Origin of the sequence: Streptomyces sp. NPDC013157 (genome assembly GCF_042899865.1) — a bacterium.
In the GTDB taxonomy this organism is placed as follows: Bacteria; Actinomycetota; Actinomycetes; order Streptomycetales; family Streptomycetaceae; genus Streptomyces.
The window spans coordinates 320,599-338,842 of sequence record NZ_JBIBAK010000002.1 but is presented as its reverse complement, the minus strand read 5'-3'; the positions used below and the strand labels follow the sequence as shown (position 1 = coordinate 338,842).

12 protein-coding genes and 1 pseudogene are annotated in these 18,244 nt (G+C 72.4%); 8 read left to right on the top strand and 5 right to left on the bottom strand.

What is annotated here, in order from left to right; genetic code table 11:
* The first annotated feature begins 203 nt into the window (after positions 1-203).
* Together ACFY6U_RS07020 and ACFY6U_RS07015 are read left to right on the top strand one after the other, a co-directional pair.
* A complete protein-coding gene (locus ACFY6U_RS07020) occupies positions 204-1,607 on the top strand; it encodes a 2-oxoadipate dioxygenase/decarboxylase family protein (RefSeq protein ID WP_390035479.1) in 1,404 nt (467 codons plus the stop codon).
* A 25-nt stretch (positions 1,608-1,632) separates the two neighbouring features.
* Complete coding sequence (locus ACFY6U_RS07015) at positions 1,633-3,162, top strand: aldehyde dehydrogenase family protein (RefSeq protein WP_390035478.1); 1,530 nt, start codon at positions 1,633-1,635, stop codon at positions 3,160-3,162.
* A 34-nt stretch (positions 3,163-3,196) separates the two neighbouring features.
* On the opposite strand, the gene ACFY6U_RS07010 is transcribed toward ACFY6U_RS07015, so the two are convergent.
* On the bottom strand, positions 3,197-4,333 hold the full coding sequence (locus ACFY6U_RS07010; RefSeq protein WP_390036530.1) for a PP2C family protein-serine/threonine phosphatase: 1,137 nt from the start codon (positions 4,331-4,333) through the stop codon (positions 3,197-3,199).
* Between the two features lie 397 nt (positions 4,334-4,730).
* Here ACFY6U_RS07010 and ACFY6U_RS07005 point away from each other — a divergent pair, with 397 nt between their 5' ends.
* The 3 genes and pseudogenes from ACFY6U_RS07005 (at position 4,731) to ACFY6U_RS06995 (ending at position 7,855) form a co-directional block, all read left to right on the top strand.
* Complete coding sequence (locus ACFY6U_RS07005; RefSeq protein ID WP_390035477.1) at positions 4,731-5,399, top strand: glycoside hydrolase family 11 protein; 669 nt, start codon at positions 4,731-4,733, stop codon at positions 5,397-5,399.
* Positions 5,399-6,085 (top strand): annotated as a pseudogene (locus ACFY6U_RS07000) (polysaccharide deacetylase family protein); the annotation flags it as partial. The gene ACFY6U_RS07005 and the pseudogene ACFY6U_RS07000, both read left to right, overlap by 1 nt.
* Before the next feature lie 111 nt (positions 6,086-6,196).
* Complete coding sequence (locus ACFY6U_RS06995; protein WP_390035476.1) at positions 6,197-7,855, top strand: tetratricopeptide repeat protein; 1,659 nt, start codon at positions 6,197-6,199, stop codon at positions 7,853-7,855.
* 126 nt (positions 7,856-7,981) lie between these two features.
* On the opposite strand, the gene ACFY6U_RS06990 is transcribed toward ACFY6U_RS06995, so the two are convergent.
* Entirely contained in the window at positions 7,982-10,066 is a 2,085-nt protein-coding gene (locus ACFY6U_RS06990) for a SpoIIE family protein phosphatase (RefSeq protein ID WP_390035475.1), read from the bottom strand.
* Between the two features lie 212 nt (positions 10,067-10,278).
* Between ACFY6U_RS06990 and ACFY6U_RS06985 the strand changes: the two genes are divergently transcribed.
* The 3 genes from ACFY6U_RS06985 (at position 10,279) to ACFY6U_RS06975 (ending at position 16,168) form a co-directional block, all read left to right on the top strand.
* Positions 10,279-12,747 carry a SpoIIE family protein phosphatase gene (locus ACFY6U_RS06985; RefSeq protein ID WP_390035474.1) on the top strand — a complete coding sequence of 823 codons (2,469 nt, stop codon included), beginning with the start codon at positions 10,279-10,281 and terminating at the stop codon, positions 12,745-12,747.
* A 252-nt stretch (positions 12,748-12,999) separates the two neighbouring features.
* Positions 13,000-14,517 (top strand): hypothetical protein, encoded by a 1,518-nt coding sequence (locus tag ACFY6U_RS06980; protein WP_390035473.1) that lies wholly within the window; start codon positions 13,000-13,002, stop codon positions 14,515-14,517.
* 43 nt (positions 14,518-14,560) lie between these two features.
* On the top strand, positions 14,561-16,168 hold the full coding sequence (locus ACFY6U_RS06975; RefSeq protein WP_390035472.1) for a serine/threonine-protein kinase: 1,608 nt from the start codon (positions 14,561-14,563) through the stop codon (positions 16,166-16,168).
* Positions 16,169-16,210: 42 nt separating this feature from the next.
* Here the strand turns inward: ACFY6U_RS06975 and ACFY6U_RS06970 are convergent, their stop codons facing one another.
* From ACFY6U_RS06970 to ACFY6U_RS06960, 3 genes are all read right to left on the bottom strand, one after another.
* Positions 16,211-17,155: a D-2-hydroxyacid dehydrogenase family protein gene (locus ACFY6U_RS06970; protein ID WP_390035471.1), complete on the bottom strand. Its 945-nt coding sequence runs from the start codon at positions 17,153-17,155 to the stop codon at positions 16,211-16,213.
* Between the two features lie 79 nt (positions 17,156-17,234).
* Complete coding sequence (locus tag ACFY6U_RS06965; protein ID WP_390035470.1) at positions 17,235-17,957, bottom strand: hypothetical protein; 723 nt, start codon at positions 17,955-17,957, stop codon at positions 17,235-17,237.
* Complete coding sequence (locus ACFY6U_RS06960; RefSeq protein WP_390035469.1) at positions 17,954-18,178, bottom strand: hypothetical protein; 225 nt, start codon at positions 18,176-18,178, stop codon at positions 17,954-17,956. The genes ACFY6U_RS06965 and ACFY6U_RS06960 overlap by 4 nt, the downstream gene beginning before the upstream one ends.
* Positions 18,179-18,244: the final 66 nt, after the last annotated feature.

Sequence of the window (18,244 nt, the reverse complement as noted above, 5' to 3'; positions counted from 1 at the left end):
ATGCGACGAGCCGGTCGCTTGGTTGTCTTGACGCCATATGTTAGGGACCGGCTGTGAAGATCGGTCCAATGGGTTTTCCGCTCCGCGTGTATCTGCGCTTTTCCCCGCGCCCGCGGGCGGCCCCGTCATCTGTACGGCGGCGGTCCGGTCGGCGACGATCGAAGACGTGATCGCCGCCCCGTCGCCGACCGAAGGGCCCCACCATGCCGACGATCGGTCAATGGCAGCTGCGGGCCGCGTTCGCGGCGCGGCTGTCGGAGATGTACGGGCGGGAGGTCCCCGCCTACACCACGCTGGTGGACGTCTCCCGCGAGGTCAACGAGGACGTGCTGCGCACCCGGGGCGCCGACGCCGAACGCCTCGGCTCCATCGGCAGGGTCACCGCCGAACGGCACGGCGCCATCCGCGTCGGCACCCCGCGCGAACTGCACCAGGTCGCCCGCGTCTTCGGCGCCCTCGGCATGCACCCGGTCGGCTTCTACGACCTGCGGGACGCCGCGGCCGGCGCCGTCCCCGTCCCCGTCGTCTCCACCGCCTTCCGGCCGGTCGACGGCGAGGAGCTCGCCCGCAACCCCTTCCGGGTGTTCACCTCCCTGCTCACCCCCGCCGACCCCCGCTTCTTCGACGCGGACCTGCGCGCCCGCCTGGAGGCCTTCCTCGCCGCCCGCGAACTCTTCCCGCCGGAGCTGCTCACGCTGGCCGACCGTGCCGCGGCCGACCGCGGACTGCCTGTGGACGACGCCGAACGCTTCCTCGGACTGGCCGTGCGCGCCTTCGAGTTGTCGGCCGAACCGGTGGACCGCGCCTGGTACCGCACCCTGGAGCGGGTCTCCGCCGTCGCCGCCGACATCGGCGGCGTCCGCAGCACCCACATCAACCACCTCACCCCCCGCGTCCTGGACATCGACGACCTGTACCGCCGGATGACCGACCGCGGAATCGAGATGATCGACACCATCCAGGGCCCGCCGGCCTGGAAGGGCCCCGACATCCTGCTGCGCCAGACCTCCTTCCGCGCCCTGGCCGAACCGCGCGCGATGCGCACCGGGGACGGCAGCGTCGTCAGCGGCGCCCTGCGGGTGCGCTTCGGCGAGGTCGAGGCCCGCGGCATCGCCCTCACCCGGGCGGGGCGCGCCCTGTACGACGAACTCCTCGACCGTGTCGACGAACAGACGGCCCGTCACCCCACGTCGGCGCGCGCCGACATCGCGCGCGCCGTCTGGGAGCGGCACCTGCCCGGCAGCGAGGCGGAGCTGGCGGCCCAGGGGCTGGCGTACTTCACCTACCGGGTCGCCGACGACCGGCCGCACGACGGCCGCACACCGCCCACCGGCATCGCCGAACTCCTGCGGCAGGGCTGGGTGCACGCCGAACCCGTCGTCTACGAGGACTTCCTGCCCCGCTCCGCCGCCGGCATCTTCCAGTCCAACCTCAGCGGCGAGGGCACCCGCGACGACGACCGGCAGGGCATCGCCTACGACGCCGACCGGCTCTCCGGCGCCATCGGCCGCGAGGTCCTCGACCCCTTCGCCCTCTACGAGCAGCAGCAGAACCGCTCCCTCGCCCGGGCCGCCCGGACCCTCGGCCTCGCCGACCCCATCCGCTGACCCCTCACACCCCCGGAGGACCAGGATGAAAAGCACCACGCTGCCCACCACGGACGAGCTGCGCGCCCGCGCCCGGGCCTGCCTGCGGAACGTCGGTGCACAGGCCGCCGAGGGAGACGACCTCGCGGCCCGCACCCCCGTCACCGGCGAACACCTCTTCGGACTGCGGGCAGCCACCGCCCCCGACGTCGAAGAGGCCCTGTCGGCCGCCCGTGCCGCCTTCCTGACCTGGCGCACCACCCCCGCCCCGCGCCGCGGTGACCTGGTCCGCCGCCTCGGCGAGCTGCTGCGCGAGCACAAGAGCGACCTGGCCGACCTGGTCACCGTCGAGGCGGGCAAGATCCGCTCCGAGGCGCTCGGCGAGGTCCAGGAGATGATCGACATCTGCGACTTCGCGGTCGGCCTGTCCCGCCAGCTGTACGGCCGTACCATCGCCTCCGAACGCCCCGGCCACCGTCTCGCCGAGACCTGGCATCCGCTCGGCGTGGTCGGCGTCATCTCCGCCTTCAACTTCCCCGTCGCCGTCTGGTCCTGGAACACCGCCGTCGCCCTGGTCTGCGGCGACACCGTGGTCTGGAAGCCGTCGGAACTCACCCCGCTCACCGCTCTGGCGTGTCACCACCTGCTGGCCCGGGCTGCCGACGAGACCGGCGCCCCGCGCGACGTCCACCGCCTGCTGCTCGGCGACCGCACGGTCGCCGAGCAGCTCGTCGACGATCCCCGGGTGGCCCTCGTCAGCGCCACGGGCTCCACCCGCATGGGCCGCGCGGTCGGCCCGCGCGTCGCCGCCCGCTTCGGCCGCAGCCTGCTGGAGCTCGGTGGGAACAACGCCGCGATCGTCGCCCCCTCCGCCGACCTCGACCTCGCCGTCCAGAGCATCGTCTTCGCCGCGGCCGGCACGGCGGGGCAGCGCTGCACCACACTGCGCCGGCTCATCGTCCACCGCGACATCGCCGACACCCTCGCCGAGCGCCTGACCGCCGTCTACGGCAGGCTAACCGTCGGCAACCCGTTCGACGCCGCGACCCTGGTCGGCCCGCTCATCACCTCCGGCGCCCTCGACCGCATGCAGCACGCCCTCGCCCGCGTCCAGGCCGAGGGCGGCAAGCTCCTGGCCGGCGGCAACCGACGCCTGGCCGAGGCGGCACCCGCGGCGGCCTACACCGAGCCGGTCCTGGTCCGCGTCGACGAACAGACCGACGTCGTACGGGAGGAGACCTTCGCACCGATCCTGTACGTCCTCGCCTACGACACCCTCGACGAGGCGATCGCGCTCCACAACGACGTCCCGCAGGGCCTGTCCTCCAGCATCTTCACCCGCGACCAGCGGGAGGCCGAGCTCTTCCTGTCCGCGGCCGGCTCCGACTGCGGCATCGCCAACGTCAACATCGGCACCTCCGGGGCCGAGATCGGCGGCGCCTTCGGCGGCGAGAAGGACACCGGCGGCGGCCGGGAGTCCGGCTCCGACGCCTGGAAGGCGTACATGCGCTCCGCCACCAACACGGTCAACTACTCCGGCGAACTCACCCTGGCCCAGGGCGTCAGCTTCCTCTGACCACGGGCCGCCCGCCCGGAGCTCCCGCCCCGCGTCACGGCAGCGGCTCGCCGAACTCCCCGGTGACCGTGTCGTCCCGGCCGCCGCCGGCTGCCTCGGCCGCCCCCTCGGGCAGCAGGAAGGCGGTGAGCGCGGCCGTGTCGTCCTGCAACTGGTCGTGGCTGTAGTGCAGCAGGTCCTGGTGGAGCCGCTCCAGCAGCTCCGGGGGCGGCATGGGGCCCCATGAACGGAGCCGCTGGAGCAGCGGGTAGAAGGTGCCGGACGGATCCCGGGTCTCCGTGACCCCGTCCGTGTACAGGAGCAGTTGGTCGCCCGGGCCGAAGGAGTAGGTCTCGACGCGGTAGGGATCCCCGACGAGCATGCCGAGGTTCAGCGGCGGACCCGGCCGCCCCCGGTCCAGTTCGGTCACCTCGCCGGGCCGGATGAGCAGCGGCGGCGGATGGCCGCAGTTGAGGATGCGTACGATCCTCTCGTCCCCGGGGATCTCGGCGAAGACGGCGGTGACGAACCGCTCGCCGAGTTCGGTCCCGCCCAGCCCGTCGGCCCGGCGGGTCATGCTGGTGTCCACCCGCTCCACCAGGGTGCGCAGGTCGGGTTCGTCGTGCGCAGCCTCGCGGAAGGCGCCCAGCATCGCCGCCGCGGTCTCCACCGCGAGCAGCCCCTTGCCGCGCACGTCCCCGATGAGCAGCCGCACCCCGTACGCGGTGGGGACCGCCTCGAAGAGGTCGCCGCCGATGCGCGCCTCCGCGGCGGCGGACAGGTAGAAGCTCTCCAGCAGCAGGTTCCCGATCCGGTGCGGAACCGGTCTGAGCAGGACGCGCTGTGCGATCTCGGCCACGAACCGGACGTCGGCCAGGGTGCGTTCCCGGCGGATCCGGTGGGCCGCCAGGATCGCGCCCAGGGCGCCCACCAGGGCCGTGCACGCGTAGGCGGCCACGTAGTGCCGCTCCCAGAGGTAGCCGACGGTGCGCCCGGCACAGCACGCGGTTCCGGCCAGTAAAAGTTCGAGGCCGATGCCGAAGGCGGTGGCGACGGCGACGACGGCGGGCGGGTGTGCGAAGGCGGTCACCAGGGGCAGGGCGATCAGTACGAAACTCACCGGCCACTCCACCGGGGTGACCGGTTCGATCAGCAGTACGACGGCGACGTACAGGACCGGTAGCCAGCGCATCCACGCGGGGGGCGCGGGCAGTGGTGGGTTGGGACCGTCGTGCCTCACCCGGGACTCCTGGCATACGAATCTAGACAAGACACCCAGCCTCCCGGCCCGCCGCCCGGCACGCCGGTGATTGCTCCACCCAGCGGCATGTTCCGGTGCCCGCGACAGCAGCATTCGAGCCATGCGTCGAAACATTCGGAAATGGTGGACGCGGCGAATGGATCTTATCTCCGCCTCTCCTCGGTCATTTCGATCTTCAGTTCGCTCGTCATGTGCACGAGCTGGGAAAACAGGAGGCCAGTCAGACCGAAGGTTTCGAAATAACTACCGAAACTGTTGACAGGTGACATGGGCAGACCAAAACTCCCCACCAGGCCACACCCGCACAGGCCACACGAGGAGGCATCCCATGAACCCGCTCGACCACGCCTTGAGCCGCAGGAGCGCCGGTGCCCTGCTGCTGGGCGCCGCCGCCGGACTGGCCCTGCCCGGCACCGCCCATGCCGCCACCGTCGTCACCACGAACCAGACCGGCACCAACAACGGCTACTACTACTCGTTCTGGACCGACGCGCAGGGCACGGTCTCCATGACCCTCGGCTCCGGCGGCAACTACAGCACCAGCTGGCGCAACACCGGCAACTTCGTCTGCGGCAAGGGCTGGAGCACCGGTGCCCGCCGCAACGTGACCTACTCCGGCAGCTTCAGCCCCTCCGGCAACGGCTACCTGTCCCTCTACGGCTGGACCTCGAACCCGCTCGTCGAGTACTACATCGTCGACAACTGGGGCACCTACCGGCCCACCGGAACGTACAAGGGCAGCGTCACCAGCGACGGCGGCACCTACGACATCTACCTGACGACGCGGTACAACGCCCCGTCCGTCGAGGGCACCAAGACCTTCAACCAGTACTGGAGCGTCCGCCAGTCCAAGCGGACCGGCGGCACCATCACCACCGGCAACCACTTCGACGCCTGGGCCAGGGCCGGCATGCCCCTCGGCAGCTTCAGCTACTACCAGATCCTCGCGACCGAGGGCTACCAGAGCAGCGGCAGCTCGAACATCACGGTGGCGTGATGAGCACCGTTGCCGAACGCTCCTTACGACCCCTGGTCGCGACCGCCGCCGCCGTCGCGCTGGCCGCCGCGGGCACCCTCGCCGTCGGTGCGGCCCCGGCCCACTCCGCCACCTGCGCGGGCTACGTCGGCCTCACCTTCGACGACGGACCGTCCACCGCCCACACCCCGGGCCTGCTCAGCGCCCTGAAGGCGAACGGGCTGCGGGCCACCATGTTCAACGAGGGCCAGTACGCGGCCGCCTACCCGGCCCAGGTCAAGGCCGAGGTCGGCGCGGGCATGTGGGTCGGCAACCACAGCTACACCCACCCGCACCTGACCCAGCAGACCCAGGCGCAGATCGACTCGGAGATCTCCCGCACCCAGTCGGCCGTCGCGGCTGCCGGCGGCGGGACACCGGTCCTGTTCCGGCCGCCGTACGGCGAGACCAACGCCACCGTGCGGGCGGTCGAGGCCAAGTACGGGCTCACCGAGATCATCTGGGACGTCGACTCGCAGGACTGGAACGGCGCGAGCACCGACGCGATCGTGCAGGCCGTCTCCCGGCTCACCGGCGGTCAGATCATCCTCATGCACGAGTGGCCGGCCAACACCCTGGCCGCGATCCCGCGCATCGCGCAGACCCTCGCGGCCAAGGGGCTGTGCCCGGGGCGGATCTCCCCGCAGACCGGCCGCGCGGTCGCGCCCTGAGAGAGCGTTGGCACCAGTGGCGCGGCGGCCCGTCAACCGCCGCGCCACCCTCATGACTTCGGATGAACGGGGATCGCCCGCCCGCCTCGCGTCGATAGGTTCGTCACCGTGGACTACTACGACCTGGGCGGTCACGGCCGACGCGTGACGACGTCGTCCGCCGCAGCGCAGACCTGGTTCGACCGGGGGCTGATGTGGACCTACGCCTTCAACCACGAGGAGGCCGTCCGCTGTTTCGAGGCGGCCGGCGCGGCGGATCCGGACTGCGCCATGGCCGACTGGGGCGTCGCCTACGCCCTCGGCCCCAACTACAACAAACCCTGGGAGTTCTTCGACCCGGACGACCTGGCGCACACGGTGCAGCGGACGCACGCCGCAGTGGAACGCGCCCACGCCAAGGCCGTGCACGCGACCCCCGTCGAACGCGCCCTGATCGAGGCGCTGCGCGCCCGCTACCCGCAGGCCGCTGCCCCGGACGCCGCCGCCTGCTCGGTGTGGAACACCGCCTACGCCGACAGCCTGCGCACCGCCTACGAACTGGCGCCCGACGACCTCGACGTCGCGACCGTCTACGCCGACGCCCTCATGAACCTCACCCCCTGGCAGCTCTGGGACATCCGCAGCGGCCGGCCGGCCGACGGGGCCCGCACGGAGGAGGCGAAGGCCGTGCTGGAGCGGGCCCTCGGGACCGAGACCGGCGCCGGCCACCCCGGACTGCTGCACCTCTACATCCACCTCATGGAGATGTCGCCCACGCCCGAGACCGCCCTGCCGGTCGCCGACCGGCTGCGCGACCTCGTGCCCGACGCCGGGCACCTCCAGCACATGCCCTCGCACCTGGAAGTCCTCTGCGGCGACTACCGGCGCGTCGTCTCCGACAACGCCGCGGCCGTCGCCGCCGACGAGAAGTACCACGCCCGCGCCGGCGCGATGAACTTCTACACCCTCTACCGCTGCCACAACCTGCACTTCGGGATCTACGGCGCGATGTTCCTGGGCCGCCTCCAGGACGCCCTCGCCACGGCGGAACGGCTCGAAGCCGCCGTACCGGAGGAGCTGCTGCGGGTGCAGAGCCCGCCGATGGCGGACTGGCTGGAGGGTTTCCTGGCGATGCGGGTGCACGTCCTGGTCCGCTTCGGCCGCTGGGGCGACATCCTGCGCCTGCCGCTGCCCGCCGACCCCGGGCTGTACTGCGTGACCACCGCGATGCTGCACTACGCCCGCGGTGTCGCACACGCGGCCACCGGCCGGATCGCCGAGGCCGAGACCGACCGGACCCGCTTCCGGGACGCGGTCGCCGCCGTCCCGGAGACCCGCATGCTGTTCAACAACACCTGCGTCGACATCCTGGCGATCGCCTCCGCCATGCTCGACGGCGAACTCGCCTACCGCAAGGGCGACTTCGACACGGCCTTCACCGAGCTGCGGCGCTCGGTCGAGCTGGACGACAACCTCCCCTACGACGAACCGTGGGGCTGGATGCAGCCCACCCGGCACGCCTACGGCGCCCTGCTGCTCGAACGCGGCCGCATCGCCGAGGCCGAGGCGGTCTACCGCGCCGACCTCGGCCTCGACGGCACCCTGCCCCGGCCGTTGCAGCACCCGGGCAACGTCTGGGCGCTGCACGGCTTCCACGAGTGCCTCCGGCGGCTCGGCCGGGAGGGTGAGGCGCGGATCGTGGGCCAGCAGCTGCGGCTGGCGGCGGCTGTGGCGGACGTGCCGATCACGGCGTCGTGCTTCTGTCGGACGGAGTGCTGCGGGGCGTAGCAGGCGGCGCGATGGGCCGGTGGGTGGCCGCGGCGCCGTCGTGGCTGGTCGCGCAGTTCCTCCCCCAGCCTTCGGCCGGGGGGACCCCCAGCGCCCCTTTGGGGCGCGCTGTACTTCGGGGCGTTGTCAGAGGGCTCGGGCCACCAGCAGTGCCACGTCGTCGTGGTCGTCGGGGTGGCGCAGGCCGTGCAGGAGGAGGTCGCAGGTTTCTTCCAGGGGGCGGTGGGGCTCGTCGAGGAAGCCGAGGAGGACGTCGAGGCGGTCGTCGATGGGGTGGCGTCGGGTCTCGACCAGGCCGTCGGTGTACAGCACCAGCAGGTCACCCGGGTCGAAGCTGACGGTCGTCGTCTCGAAGGGGATGCCGCCGACCCCGAGCGGGGCGGCCGCCGGCAGTTCCAGGAGGGCCGGCGGCCGGTCGGAGTGCACCAGCGCGGGCGGCATGTGGCCCGCGTTGGCGATCTCGCAGCTCCTGGTGTGCGGGTCGTACACCGCGTACAGGCAGGTGACGATGTAGTGCTCCAGATCGCAGGTGATCCGGTCGAGGTGCCGGAGCACCGCGTCCGGGGGCAGCTCCAGGTCCGCGTAGGCGCAGGTGGCGGTGCGCAGCCGGCCCATGGTGGCGGCCGCGTCGATGCCGTTGCCCATCACGTCGCCGACGACCAGGGCGGTCCTGTCCTGCGACAGCGGGATCACGTCGTACCAGTCGCCGCCCACCTCGCTCGTCGCCTGCGCCGGTTCGTAGCGGGAGGCCAGTTCCAGGCCGGTGTGCTCGGGCGGGTGGTCCGGCAGGAGGCTGCGCTGGAGGGTGAGGGCGGTGTTGCGGACGCTCTGGAACCAGCGGGCGTTGTCGATGGCCACGGCGGCCCGCCCGGCCAGTTCGGTGGCGAGGACGACGTCGTCCTCGTCGAAGGGGAGCGGATTGCGGGTCCGCTTGAGGTCCAGGGCGCCGAGCACCTCGCCGTGCGCGATCAGCGGCACCGCCAGATACGAGTGCACGCCCGCCTCCTCCAGCAGGACCCCGGCCTCCGGGCTGCGGGCGATACGCGGCAGGTCCTGCGTGCCGACCCGCGGGACCAGCACCGGACGGGCGGTGTGCACGCACAGCGTGACCAGCCGGTCGCCGTCGTAGGAGGCGAGGTCACCGGGCGTGTCGGCGGCCTGCAGGGCGACCGTGGGATGGGCGGCTTCGAGGGCGAGGGCCCGGAACAGCTCCGGGCCGTTGTCGGGGCGGCGCGAGCGGCGCAGGGCCAGCGCCGCGTCCAGCACGTCCACCGCGACCACGTCCGCGAGCACCGGGGTGGCGATCTCGGCCAGCTCGTGCGCCGTGCGCTCCACCTCCAGCGAGGTGCCCACCCGGACCGAGGCGTCGGCGATCAGGGCGAGGCGGCGCCGGGCCCGGTCGGCCTCGGCGGCCGCACGGTGCCGTTCGGTCACGTCGACCACCGAGATCGCGGCACCCAGGACCCGGCCACCGTGGTCCTCGAGCCGGTAGAACGACAGCGACCAGGCGTGCTCGTGCTGGGGATCCGCCGGCGGACGGCCCACGTGGTACTGGTCGAGCAGCGGCGTGCCCGTGGTGAGCACCTGGCGCAGCGCCGACTCCACGGTGTCGATGTCGGGCAGCGGCAGCGTCTCCCGCAGATGCCGGCCGATGTGCTCCTCGGCGGGGACGCCGTCGATCCGCTCCAGCGCCGGGTTCACCAGGAGATAGCGCAGATCGGGGTCGAGCAGGGCCAGCCCGATCGGGGACTGGCTGATCAGCCGCTCGCACAGCGCCAGGTCGGTCTCCAGCCGCTGGAGCAGGATGTGGTCGGCGACGATGCCCAGGGCGTAGACGTCGCCGAGGTCGTCCAGGAGCCGCATGGTGCGGAACTCCATCAGGCGGCTGCTGCCGTCCTTGTGCCGGACCGGGAAGGCACCGGCCCAGCTGTGCCCGGTCTCCAGCACGTCCGTGAAGACCTTCACCGCGGCCTTCAGATGCTCAGGCTGCATGAGCAGCCGCGCCGCGTTCTTGCAGAGGGCCTCCTCGGAGGTGTAGCCGAAGAGTTCCTCGGCCTGCGGGGTCCAGAACACGATCCGGCCCTGCGAGTCCAGCGCCACCGCGGCCACGCTGAGCACGTCCAGCAGACCGGTCGGACGCGGTCCGCCGGAGCCGTACTCCTCACCGCCGGAGCCGTCGGCGTCACCGGACCGCAGTGAACCCACAGCCATCCCTCAACCACCTCCACCGGCCGCCGGGCCGATGCCGCTGCTACGGCCCTTCCATGCTGCCCCCGGTTCGCGGCCCGCCCCAACTCCAGGCCGGGTACCCCGGCCGCGCCCGGTCTCACGCACCGTGTCCAGCCGCCCGTACGGCGGCCGTCAAGGGCCGCGCGCAACGGGTGGACAAGCAGGAACATTGGGGTACGTACAGGATGTAGCCAATGGATTCTCCGCGAGAAGACTTCGACGTGCCGACCACCGCGGGGCCGCACGACCTCCTGGACGCCTCCAGCGACGCTGCGGCGGTGCTGTCGGCAGAGGGCGACGTGATCGGCTGGACCCGTGGCGCCGAGGCCCTGCTCGGCCGTCCGGCCGACGCGGTGCTGGGCAGCCCCGCCGCGCGGCTGCTCGCCGTGCGCGTCGACCCGGCCCGTGCCGCCGGCGTCGCCGAGCGCTGCCGCTCGGGCATGGGCTGGAGCGGCCTCGTCGCGGTACGGCACCTCGACGGCCGCAGCGTCGTCGTCGACCTGCGGGTCTCCGCGTCCTTCCGGATCGACGGCGCCGAGTGCTTCCTGGTCTCGGCGCGGGAGCAGCGCCCGCAGTGGACGGTGGGCCAGTCCGTCCTCGACGGGTTCCTCACCCGGTCGCCGATCGGCATGGCCGTGATGGACCTGGAGCTGCGGTACGTCTGGCTGAACGACACCCTGGAGCAGTTCGGCGGGGTCCCCCGCGAGCAGCGTCTGGGCCGCCGGCTGAGCGAACTGCTGCCCGGTCTGCAGGGGACCACCATCGAAGGCCTGATGCGCAAGGTGCTGGCGACCCGGGAGCCGGTCACCGACTACGAGTACCTCGGCTGGAGCTGGTCGGATCCGCACCGGCAGCGCGCCTACTCGACGTCGTTCTTCCCCCTCGTCGCCCCCGACGACTCGGTGACCGGCGTCTGCTACATGGTCTCCGACGTCACCGAACGCTGGAACACCCGGCAGCTGCTGTCGATGGTCAACGAGGCCGGCACCCGCATCGGCACCACCCTCGACGTGCTGCGCACCGCCCAGGAACTCGCCGACTTCGCCGTCCCGCGCTTCGCCGACTTCGTCATCGTCGATCTCCTGGAGACCGTCCTCAGCACCGAGGGACACGGCACCTGGCTGCCCGACGCGGGCCCGGCGCCCGCCCGGGCGGTGATGCGGCGCGCCGCGCTGAGGACGGTCCGCGAGGGCAGCCCCGAGGCCGTGGCGCGGATCGGCGACCAGGTCGACTTCCTGCCGCCGCCGCACGGCTTCGACCTGCTCGTCAACGGCGAGCCGGTCCTCATCCCCGAACTCGAACCGGACGACCATCTGTGGATCACCGAACAGCCCGCGCGGGCCGCCCGCATCCGGGAGTTCGGACTGCACACCCTGATCTCGGTCCCGATGCGGGCACGCAACACCGTCCTGGGCCTCACCACCTTCGCCCGCTCGCTCAACCCGCTCTCCTTCGAACCCGACGACGTCCTGCTCGCCCAGGAACTGGTCGCGCGCGCCGCCGTCTGCGTCGACAACGCCCGCCGCTACACCAGGGAGCACACGGCGGCCGTCACCCTCCAGCGCAGCCTGCTGCCCCAGGCCCTGACCGGCGGCACGGCCCTGGACGTGGCCTCCGCCTACCTGCCGGCCGACGCGACGGACGGCGTCGGCGGCGACTGGTTCGACGTGATCCCGCTCTCCGGTGCCCGGGTCGGGCTGGTCGTCGGCGACGTGGTCGGGCACGGCCTCACGGCGGCGGCGAGCATGGGCAGGCTGCGTACCGCCGTGCAGACCCTCGCCGACATGGACATGCCCCCGGACGAGCTCCTCGCCCACCTCGACGACCTCGTGCTGCGGCTGGGGGAGGAGGAGAACGCGGGAGCGGTGCTGGAGGGCAGCGCGGACACGTTCGTCGGGGCGACCTGCCTGTACGCCGTCTACGACCCGGTGACCCGGCGGTGCGCGATGGCCCGCGCCGGACACCCGCCGCCGGTCGTCGTCTCACCCGACGGGCACGTCCACTTCCCCGAAATCCCCGCCGGACCGCCGCTCGGGCTCGGCGGCATGGCCTTCGAGGCCACCGAGATCGAACTCGCCGAGGGCAGCCTGTTCGGCCTCTACACCGACGGCCTCATCGAAGGCGCCGACCAGGACGTCGAACTGGGCATGGCCCGCCTCCGCGGTGCCCTGGCCGGTCCCGGCGCCGATCTCGCCACGCTGTGCACGTCGGCCGTGCAGCAACTCGTCCCCGTTCCCCGGCCCGACGACATCGCCCTGCTGCTGGCGCGCACCCACGCCCTGGGCCCCGGCCACGTCGTCTCCTGGGACGTGCCCGTCGACCCGGCCGCCGTCGCCGACGTCCGCCTGGAGGCGGTCCGCCAGGTGGTCGCATGGGGTTACGGCGAACTGGCGACGACCACCGAACTCATCGTCAGCGAACTGGTCACCAACGCCATCCGCTACGCCGAACCGCCCATCCGGCTACGGCTGTTGCGCGACGCCCGGCTGATCTGCGAGGTCGCCGACGCCAGCAGTACCGCCCCCCGGCTGCGGCACGCCCGCAGCACCGACGAGGGCGGCCGCGGCCTCTTCCTGGTGGCCCAGCTCGCCCACCGCTGGGGCGCCCGCTACACCGGAGAGGGAAAGATCATCTGGGCCGAGCAGGAGATCCCGGAGGCGTGACCGGGAGGCATCCGGACCGTCCCCGCGCTCTGTCGAATTCGCACGTATGGCCGTACGCTGTCAATTCATAGGGATTCGGCAGCAATTGGGGGAGCCGCCATGTCCGGGGACACGTACGGTCCGTACCAGGAACCACCGAACCAGGAACCACCGAACCAGGAACCGCCGAACCACGGCATCCCGAATGACGGTCGCCCGAACCAAGGCTTTCCGGGTCCCGGTCTGCCGAATCCGGGCCCCTTCGTGCCGCCCATGCCGTCGGCTCCGCCGCCCGCCCCGCCGGACGCCCTGCGCGCCACCGCCGTCGCCCTGCTCAACCTGAGCGGCCTCGGCCTCGGCTACCTGCTCCTGCGAAGATGGATCCCGATGGCCGCGTGTCTGGCGGCCACCGTCGTCCTGCTGCTCGTGGCCCTGCCCGCGGACGCCGACGGGGTGCCCGCAACCGCGCTCGTCCTGTACGCCGTTCTCCTCCTGGCGGCCGCCGTCCACGGCTGGTTCGCCGGCCTGCGCAGCCGCCTGGTGTGGCCGGGACGTCGTCCCGTCGCGCTCGTGCTGGGCGTCGTCCTGCTCGCCGTCCCGGTGGGCGGCGCGCTCTGGTACGACAGCGCGCACAAGGAAGCCGTCGAACGCGCCCTCCTCGACCGTCTCGACCGCGCCGACCGGCAGGTCAGCGCGGCCTCCGGACAGGATTTCGGCACCGCCAGGACGGGTTACCGGGATGCCCTGGCCGTCTACCGCGACCTCGCCGTCCACCACTCCGGCTCGCGGGCCGCCGCCCAGGTCCCCGACCGGCTGAAGACCTACTACACGACGGTCGCGGCGGCCTACAGCCACCGCGACTACTGCTCGGCCGTCGAACCGCTCGAATACCTGCGGACGGTGCCCGACTCCATGCCGAAGGACCAGCTCGGCACCCTCGCCCACTGGCCCGACGACCGGCTGGCCACCTCGCTGTACGAGTGCGGGGCGAAGGGCCTCGCCGACGGCGGGACCGACTGGGTCACCCGGTTCGGCTCCCTGCTGAGCACCTTCCCCGACTCCGGCCAGGCCGCCAAGGTCGTACCCGCAGTGGACGCCGCCGAGAAGAAGGCGGCGAAGGCGGTCTCCGGGAAGGACCCCTGCGGCGCCGTCAAGCAGTTGGACACGCTGAACACGCAGATCGTCCAGCTGTCGAACGGGTCGGGCGCCGAGGCCGACGGCCTGGTCAAGGTCGCCGGCCGGGCCGACCGGAGCGGGAACGCGGGGGAGTACCAGTGCGGCGTCAAGCAGTACCAGGACGGTGACTACGAGCAGGCGCAGCAGACCATGCAGCAGTTCGTCACCGACAGCCCGCACGACGGCAACCGCGACCGTGCCCGCAAGATCGCCATCGGCGCCGAGGTCGCCCAGACCCTCCCGGCCGCCGGGAAGAAGCTGCCCACCACGGCCTCCGGCGGAGGCATCTCCGTGACCGTCAAGAACGACAGCCCCGACGACATCACCGTCCTGTACACGGGCCCGGTCACCGGCAGCTTCACCCTGAAGGCGTGCGGCAGTTGCAAGGCGTACTCGTTCGCCAGCCCGCTCATCAGCGGCTGGGAGCCGTGCAGCGACAGCGGCAAGAACTACCCGCAGCGCACGATCAGCCTCCCGCCCGGCACCACGTACTTCGTGCACAAGCCGAAGAACGACAGCACCGCCACCCCCGGCTCCGACACCGCCAAGCTGCGCTACGGCTACGTCTACACGGAGTGCGCGTACACGACGCAGACGCTGGGGTCCACCTACTGAGCGGGGCGAGAGGCTGTCACACCGGCCAACTAAGCTCCCGCGCATGAACGACGAGGGCAGGGACGACCCCGCGAGACGGGTCGTCGACGGGCGGTTCGAGCTGGTGGCACGGCTCGGTGGCGGCGGCATGGGCACGGTGTGGCGGGCCACCGACCTGGTGCTGCGGCGCAGCGTGGCCGTGAAGGAGGTGCGGCCGGCCGACCCCGGGCTCGCCGAGTGGGACCCGGAGGCCGCGCGGCTGCTGCGGGAACGGGTACTGCGGGAGGCCCGCGCGCTGGCCCGGGTCGACCACCCGAACGTGGTGACGATCCATCACATCGTCGACGGCGGCCCGGGGACCTACCCGTGGATCGTCATGGAACTCGTGACCGGCGGCTCGCTGGCCGACCGCCTCGCCGCCGGCCCGATGAACCCGGTCGAGGCCGCCCGCATCGGCCGCGAGGTGCTGGCCGCGCTCCGCGCCGCCCACGAGGCGGGCATCGAACACCGCGACGTGAAACCGGCCAACGTCCTGCTGCGCCCCGACGGGCGGCCCGTGCTCACCGACTTCGGCATCGCCGCCGTCCGCGAGTCGACCGCTCTCACCGCCACCGGGTCGGTCATCGGCACCCCCGACTACATGGCACCGGAACGCGTCTCCGGCAAGGACGGCGGGCCGGCCGCGGACCTGTGGTCGCTCGCGATGATGCTGTACGTCGCCGTCGAGGGCCACCATCCGCTGCGCCGCGGCACGACCCTTGCCACGCTCGCCGCGGTCCTCGCCGAGGACGTCCCGCCGCCGGTCCGGGCCGGGCCCCTCACCGACGTCCTCACCCGCGTCCTCGTCCGCGACCCGGCCGCCCGCCCCGACGCCGCCGCACTGGAGCGGATGCTGGCCCGCGCCGCCCGGCAGACCGAGTCCCCCACGTCCTTCCCGCTGCAACCGCCGGCCGCGCCACCGCGGGAACCCGAGCCGCAGGACGCGCGGCCGCGGACCACGGCGCCCATGTCTCCCGGGCCCGCCCCGCGGCGCCGCCGGACACTGCTCCTGCTGCCCGTGGCCGCGGTGGCCGTGGCCGGCGCGCTCACGTGGACGCTGCTGCCGGACTCGGGCAACCAAGCCTCCGGGGCCACGGACTCCGGCACCGCGCACGCCACGACCTCGTCCTCGGCCGGGAGCACCGCCTCGCCCACGGCCGCGCGGCAGACCGCCGGCACCGACCTGCTGACCCCGCAGGGCATCCGCACCGCCGTCGCGGCCTTCGAGAAGCAGACCGGCCGGGACCGCTTCGGCAAGCTCACGGTGTACCCCGAGTACGTCATCGCCTACATGATGGTGAAGGGCAGCGACACCGCATACGACTCGTACACCTACCGCCCGGGCCAGGGCGTGCAGAAGGACATCATCTCGGGCAGCCTGAGCGGCGACGACAGGCCCGTCCGCCTCGACGGCTTCGCATGGGACAAGGTCCCCTCGCTGCTGACCCAGGCCCGCAGACAGCTGAAGGTGCCCGATCCGACCACCCGCTACCTGGTCGTCGTCCTGCCGGGCAATGCCTTCGGCGACCCCGCCGGGATGTCCGTCTACCTCAGCAACAAGTACAGCCAGACCGGATACTTCCAGACGGACAGCCAGGGCAAGGTCGTCAAGGTGATGCCGTACGACGGCTGAGAGGTTCGCGGCCGGCGACCGTGAGGAAAGAGACGGGACGGCTCACCCCGTGAGGGTCCTGACCGGCGTTCCGGCCTGCCATGCCGCGATGTCCTCGACCGCGTCCCGGTAGAACACCTCGTACAGATCCCGGCTGACATAGCCGATGTGGGGCGTCACCACGGCGTTCGGCAGGGAACGCAGCGGGTGGTCCGCCGGCAGCGGCTCGCGGTCGAAGACATCCAGCGCCGCGGAGGCGATACGGCCCGCGGTCAGCGCCCCGATCAGCGCCGCCTCGTCCACCACGGGCCCGCGTGAGGTGTTCACCAGGATCGCCGTCGGCTTCATGAGGCCGAGTTCGCGCGCCCCGACCACACCCCGGGTGCGCTTGCTGAGCACGACGTGGACGCTCAGCACGTCGGAGCGCTCGAACAGCTCGTCCCGGGCCACGTAGGTCACCCCCTTCGCCTGCGCCTCCGCCGGCGTCAGATGCTGGCTCCAGGCGATGCACCGCATGCCGAAAGCGCGCCCCACCTCCGTCACCGCAGTCCCCAGCCGGCCCAGACCCAGCACCCCCAGCGTGGCGCCCCGCAGACTCGTCCCCAGGCCCTCCTGCCAACCGCCCCGCCGCACCGAGTCGACCTGCTGCGGGATCAGCCGCGCCGCGGACAGGATGAGCCCCCAGGTGAGTTCGGCCGTCGGGTACGAGAAGTACCCGGTCCCGCAGACCGTGATCCCCAGCCGGCGTGCGGCGTCCACGTCGATCGCCGCGTTGACCGGCCCGGTGGTGACCAGCAGTTGCAGACGCGGCAGCCTGCCCAGGACCGACGACGGGAAAGGAGTCCGCTCGCGCATGGCCACGACCACCTCGAAGCCGGCGAGCGCCGCCACGGACTCGTCCTCGCCGCCGAAGGCGTCGGAGAAGACGTGCACGTCGGCGCCGAGCGATTCCCAGTCCGCCAGCCCCAGCGCCACGCCCTGATAGTCGTCCAGGATCGCGATCCGCATCCGCATTCCTCTCGCTCTCGGCCCCAGCCGCGCCGGAGGCGCCGTCTTCGGCACGCTGCCCATCCTCCGTCTCCGTCGTTCAGACGTAACGGAGGTCGCTCAGGTCGATGGCGACCATGACGTGGTCGTGGTCGGGCCGTCCGTCCGGCCGCCGCCGATACGCGCGGCGCCTGGTGGGGAACTTGATCCCGTCCGCCTCGCGGATGTCGTGGACGTACTGCGCGGCCGCGAAGCCCCCGGCGATGTCGACGTGGTAGTCGTGGCGCCTGAGCAGGCGGTCGTCCCCGAAGTAGAAGTCCTGGACCGTGCTGTGGCTGGCGATGTCCTCGGGAAAGGTGACCCGCAGACAGCGCCACCGCTCGGTCGGCGACTCGTCCCAGGGCTCGGCCTCCGCCACCCGCATGCCGCGCATCACGGTGAAGAACGGCGTGGTCAGATACGTCCACAGGGCGTATCCGTTGAAGTAGGCGCGGTCCAGCGGATCCCAGGGAGTCTCCAGCGTGTGTCCGGCGAACGCCTTGCGGGGGTCGAGGCGTTCGGCCACGACCGTGCCGTCCGCGCGTTCGATCGCGATGCGGCCGGGGGTGAAGTCCGAACGCCGGCCGGGAGCCCCGAAGGGACACACCGAAGCGTGTTCGTCGTGCAGGCTGACGGTCATCCGCCGCGGCTGGAGGTCCTGGGGCAGGCCCTTGGCCGCGAAGAGCTCCCCGTCACTGACGATCGTGGCGGTCCCGGTCGTCAGCCGCGCCCACCGCTCGGTGCCGCCGTGGGCCTCCAGAACCTCTGAGAGCAGGTCGGTCATGTCTCCTCCACCTGAGCCACCTCGTCCGCGTGGGTGAGCGCGATGGCGTGCCTGCCGTGGGCGATCGCGTGCTCGGCGTCGGCGGCGGCGAACCGGCCCGGCGGCGGCGAACCGGCCCGGCAGCCGCTTCCGGCCCGGTTCGACGGCCGGGGCGGTGCGCGGGCGTTGGTCGGGCGGTGGGCGGGCGCACCGGCCACGAGAACGCCGGGGGGCGCCGTCATGACCATGGTCCTGCACCCGGTGACCCGCGGCATCCCGTGCGGTTCGCGGTCCGCGGCCGGTGACCG

Coding starts and splice junctions, on each gene's coding strand:
- ACFY6U_RS07020 (WP_390035479.1), top strand. CDS start 204: ATGCCGACGATCGGTCAATGGCAGCTGCGGGCCGCGTTCGCGGCGCGG.
- ACFY6U_RS06965 (WP_390035470.1), bottom strand. CDS start 17,957: ATGACCGACCTGCTCTCAGAGGTTCTGGAGGCCCACGGCGGCACCGAG.
- ACFY6U_RS06970 (WP_390035471.1), bottom strand. CDS start 17,155: ATGCGGATCGCGATCCTGGACGACTATCAGGGCGTGGCGCTGGGGCTG.
- ACFY6U_RS07005 (WP_390035477.1), top strand. CDS start 4,731: ATGAACCCGCTCGACCACGCCTTGAGCCGCAGGAGCGCCGGTGCCCTG.
- ACFY6U_RS07015 (WP_390035478.1), top strand. CDS start 1,633: ATGAAAAGCACCACGCTGCCCACCACGGACGAGCTGCGCGCCCGCGCC.
- ACFY6U_RS06975 (WP_390035472.1), top strand. CDS start 14,561: ATGAACGACGAGGGCAGGGACGACCCCGCGAGACGGGTCGTCGACGGG.
- ACFY6U_RS06980 (WP_390035473.1), top strand. CDS start 13,000: ATGCCGTCGGCTCCGCCGCCCGCCCCGCCGGACGCCCTGCGCGCCACC.
- ACFY6U_RS06990 (WP_390035475.1), bottom strand. CDS start 10,066: ATGGCTGTGGGTTCACTGCGGTCCGGTGACGCCGACGGCTCCGGCGGT.
- ACFY6U_RS06985 (WP_390035474.1), top strand. CDS start 10,279: ATGGATTCTCCGCGAGAAGACTTCGACGTGCCGACCACCGCGGGGCCG.
- ACFY6U_RS06960 (WP_390035469.1), bottom strand. CDS start 18,178: ATGACGGCGCCCCCCGGCGTTCTCGTGGCCGGTGCGCCCGCCCACCGC.
- ACFY6U_RS07010 (WP_390036530.1), bottom strand. CDS start 4,333: ATGCGCTGGCTACCGGTCCTGTACGTCGCCGTCGTACTGCTGATCGAA.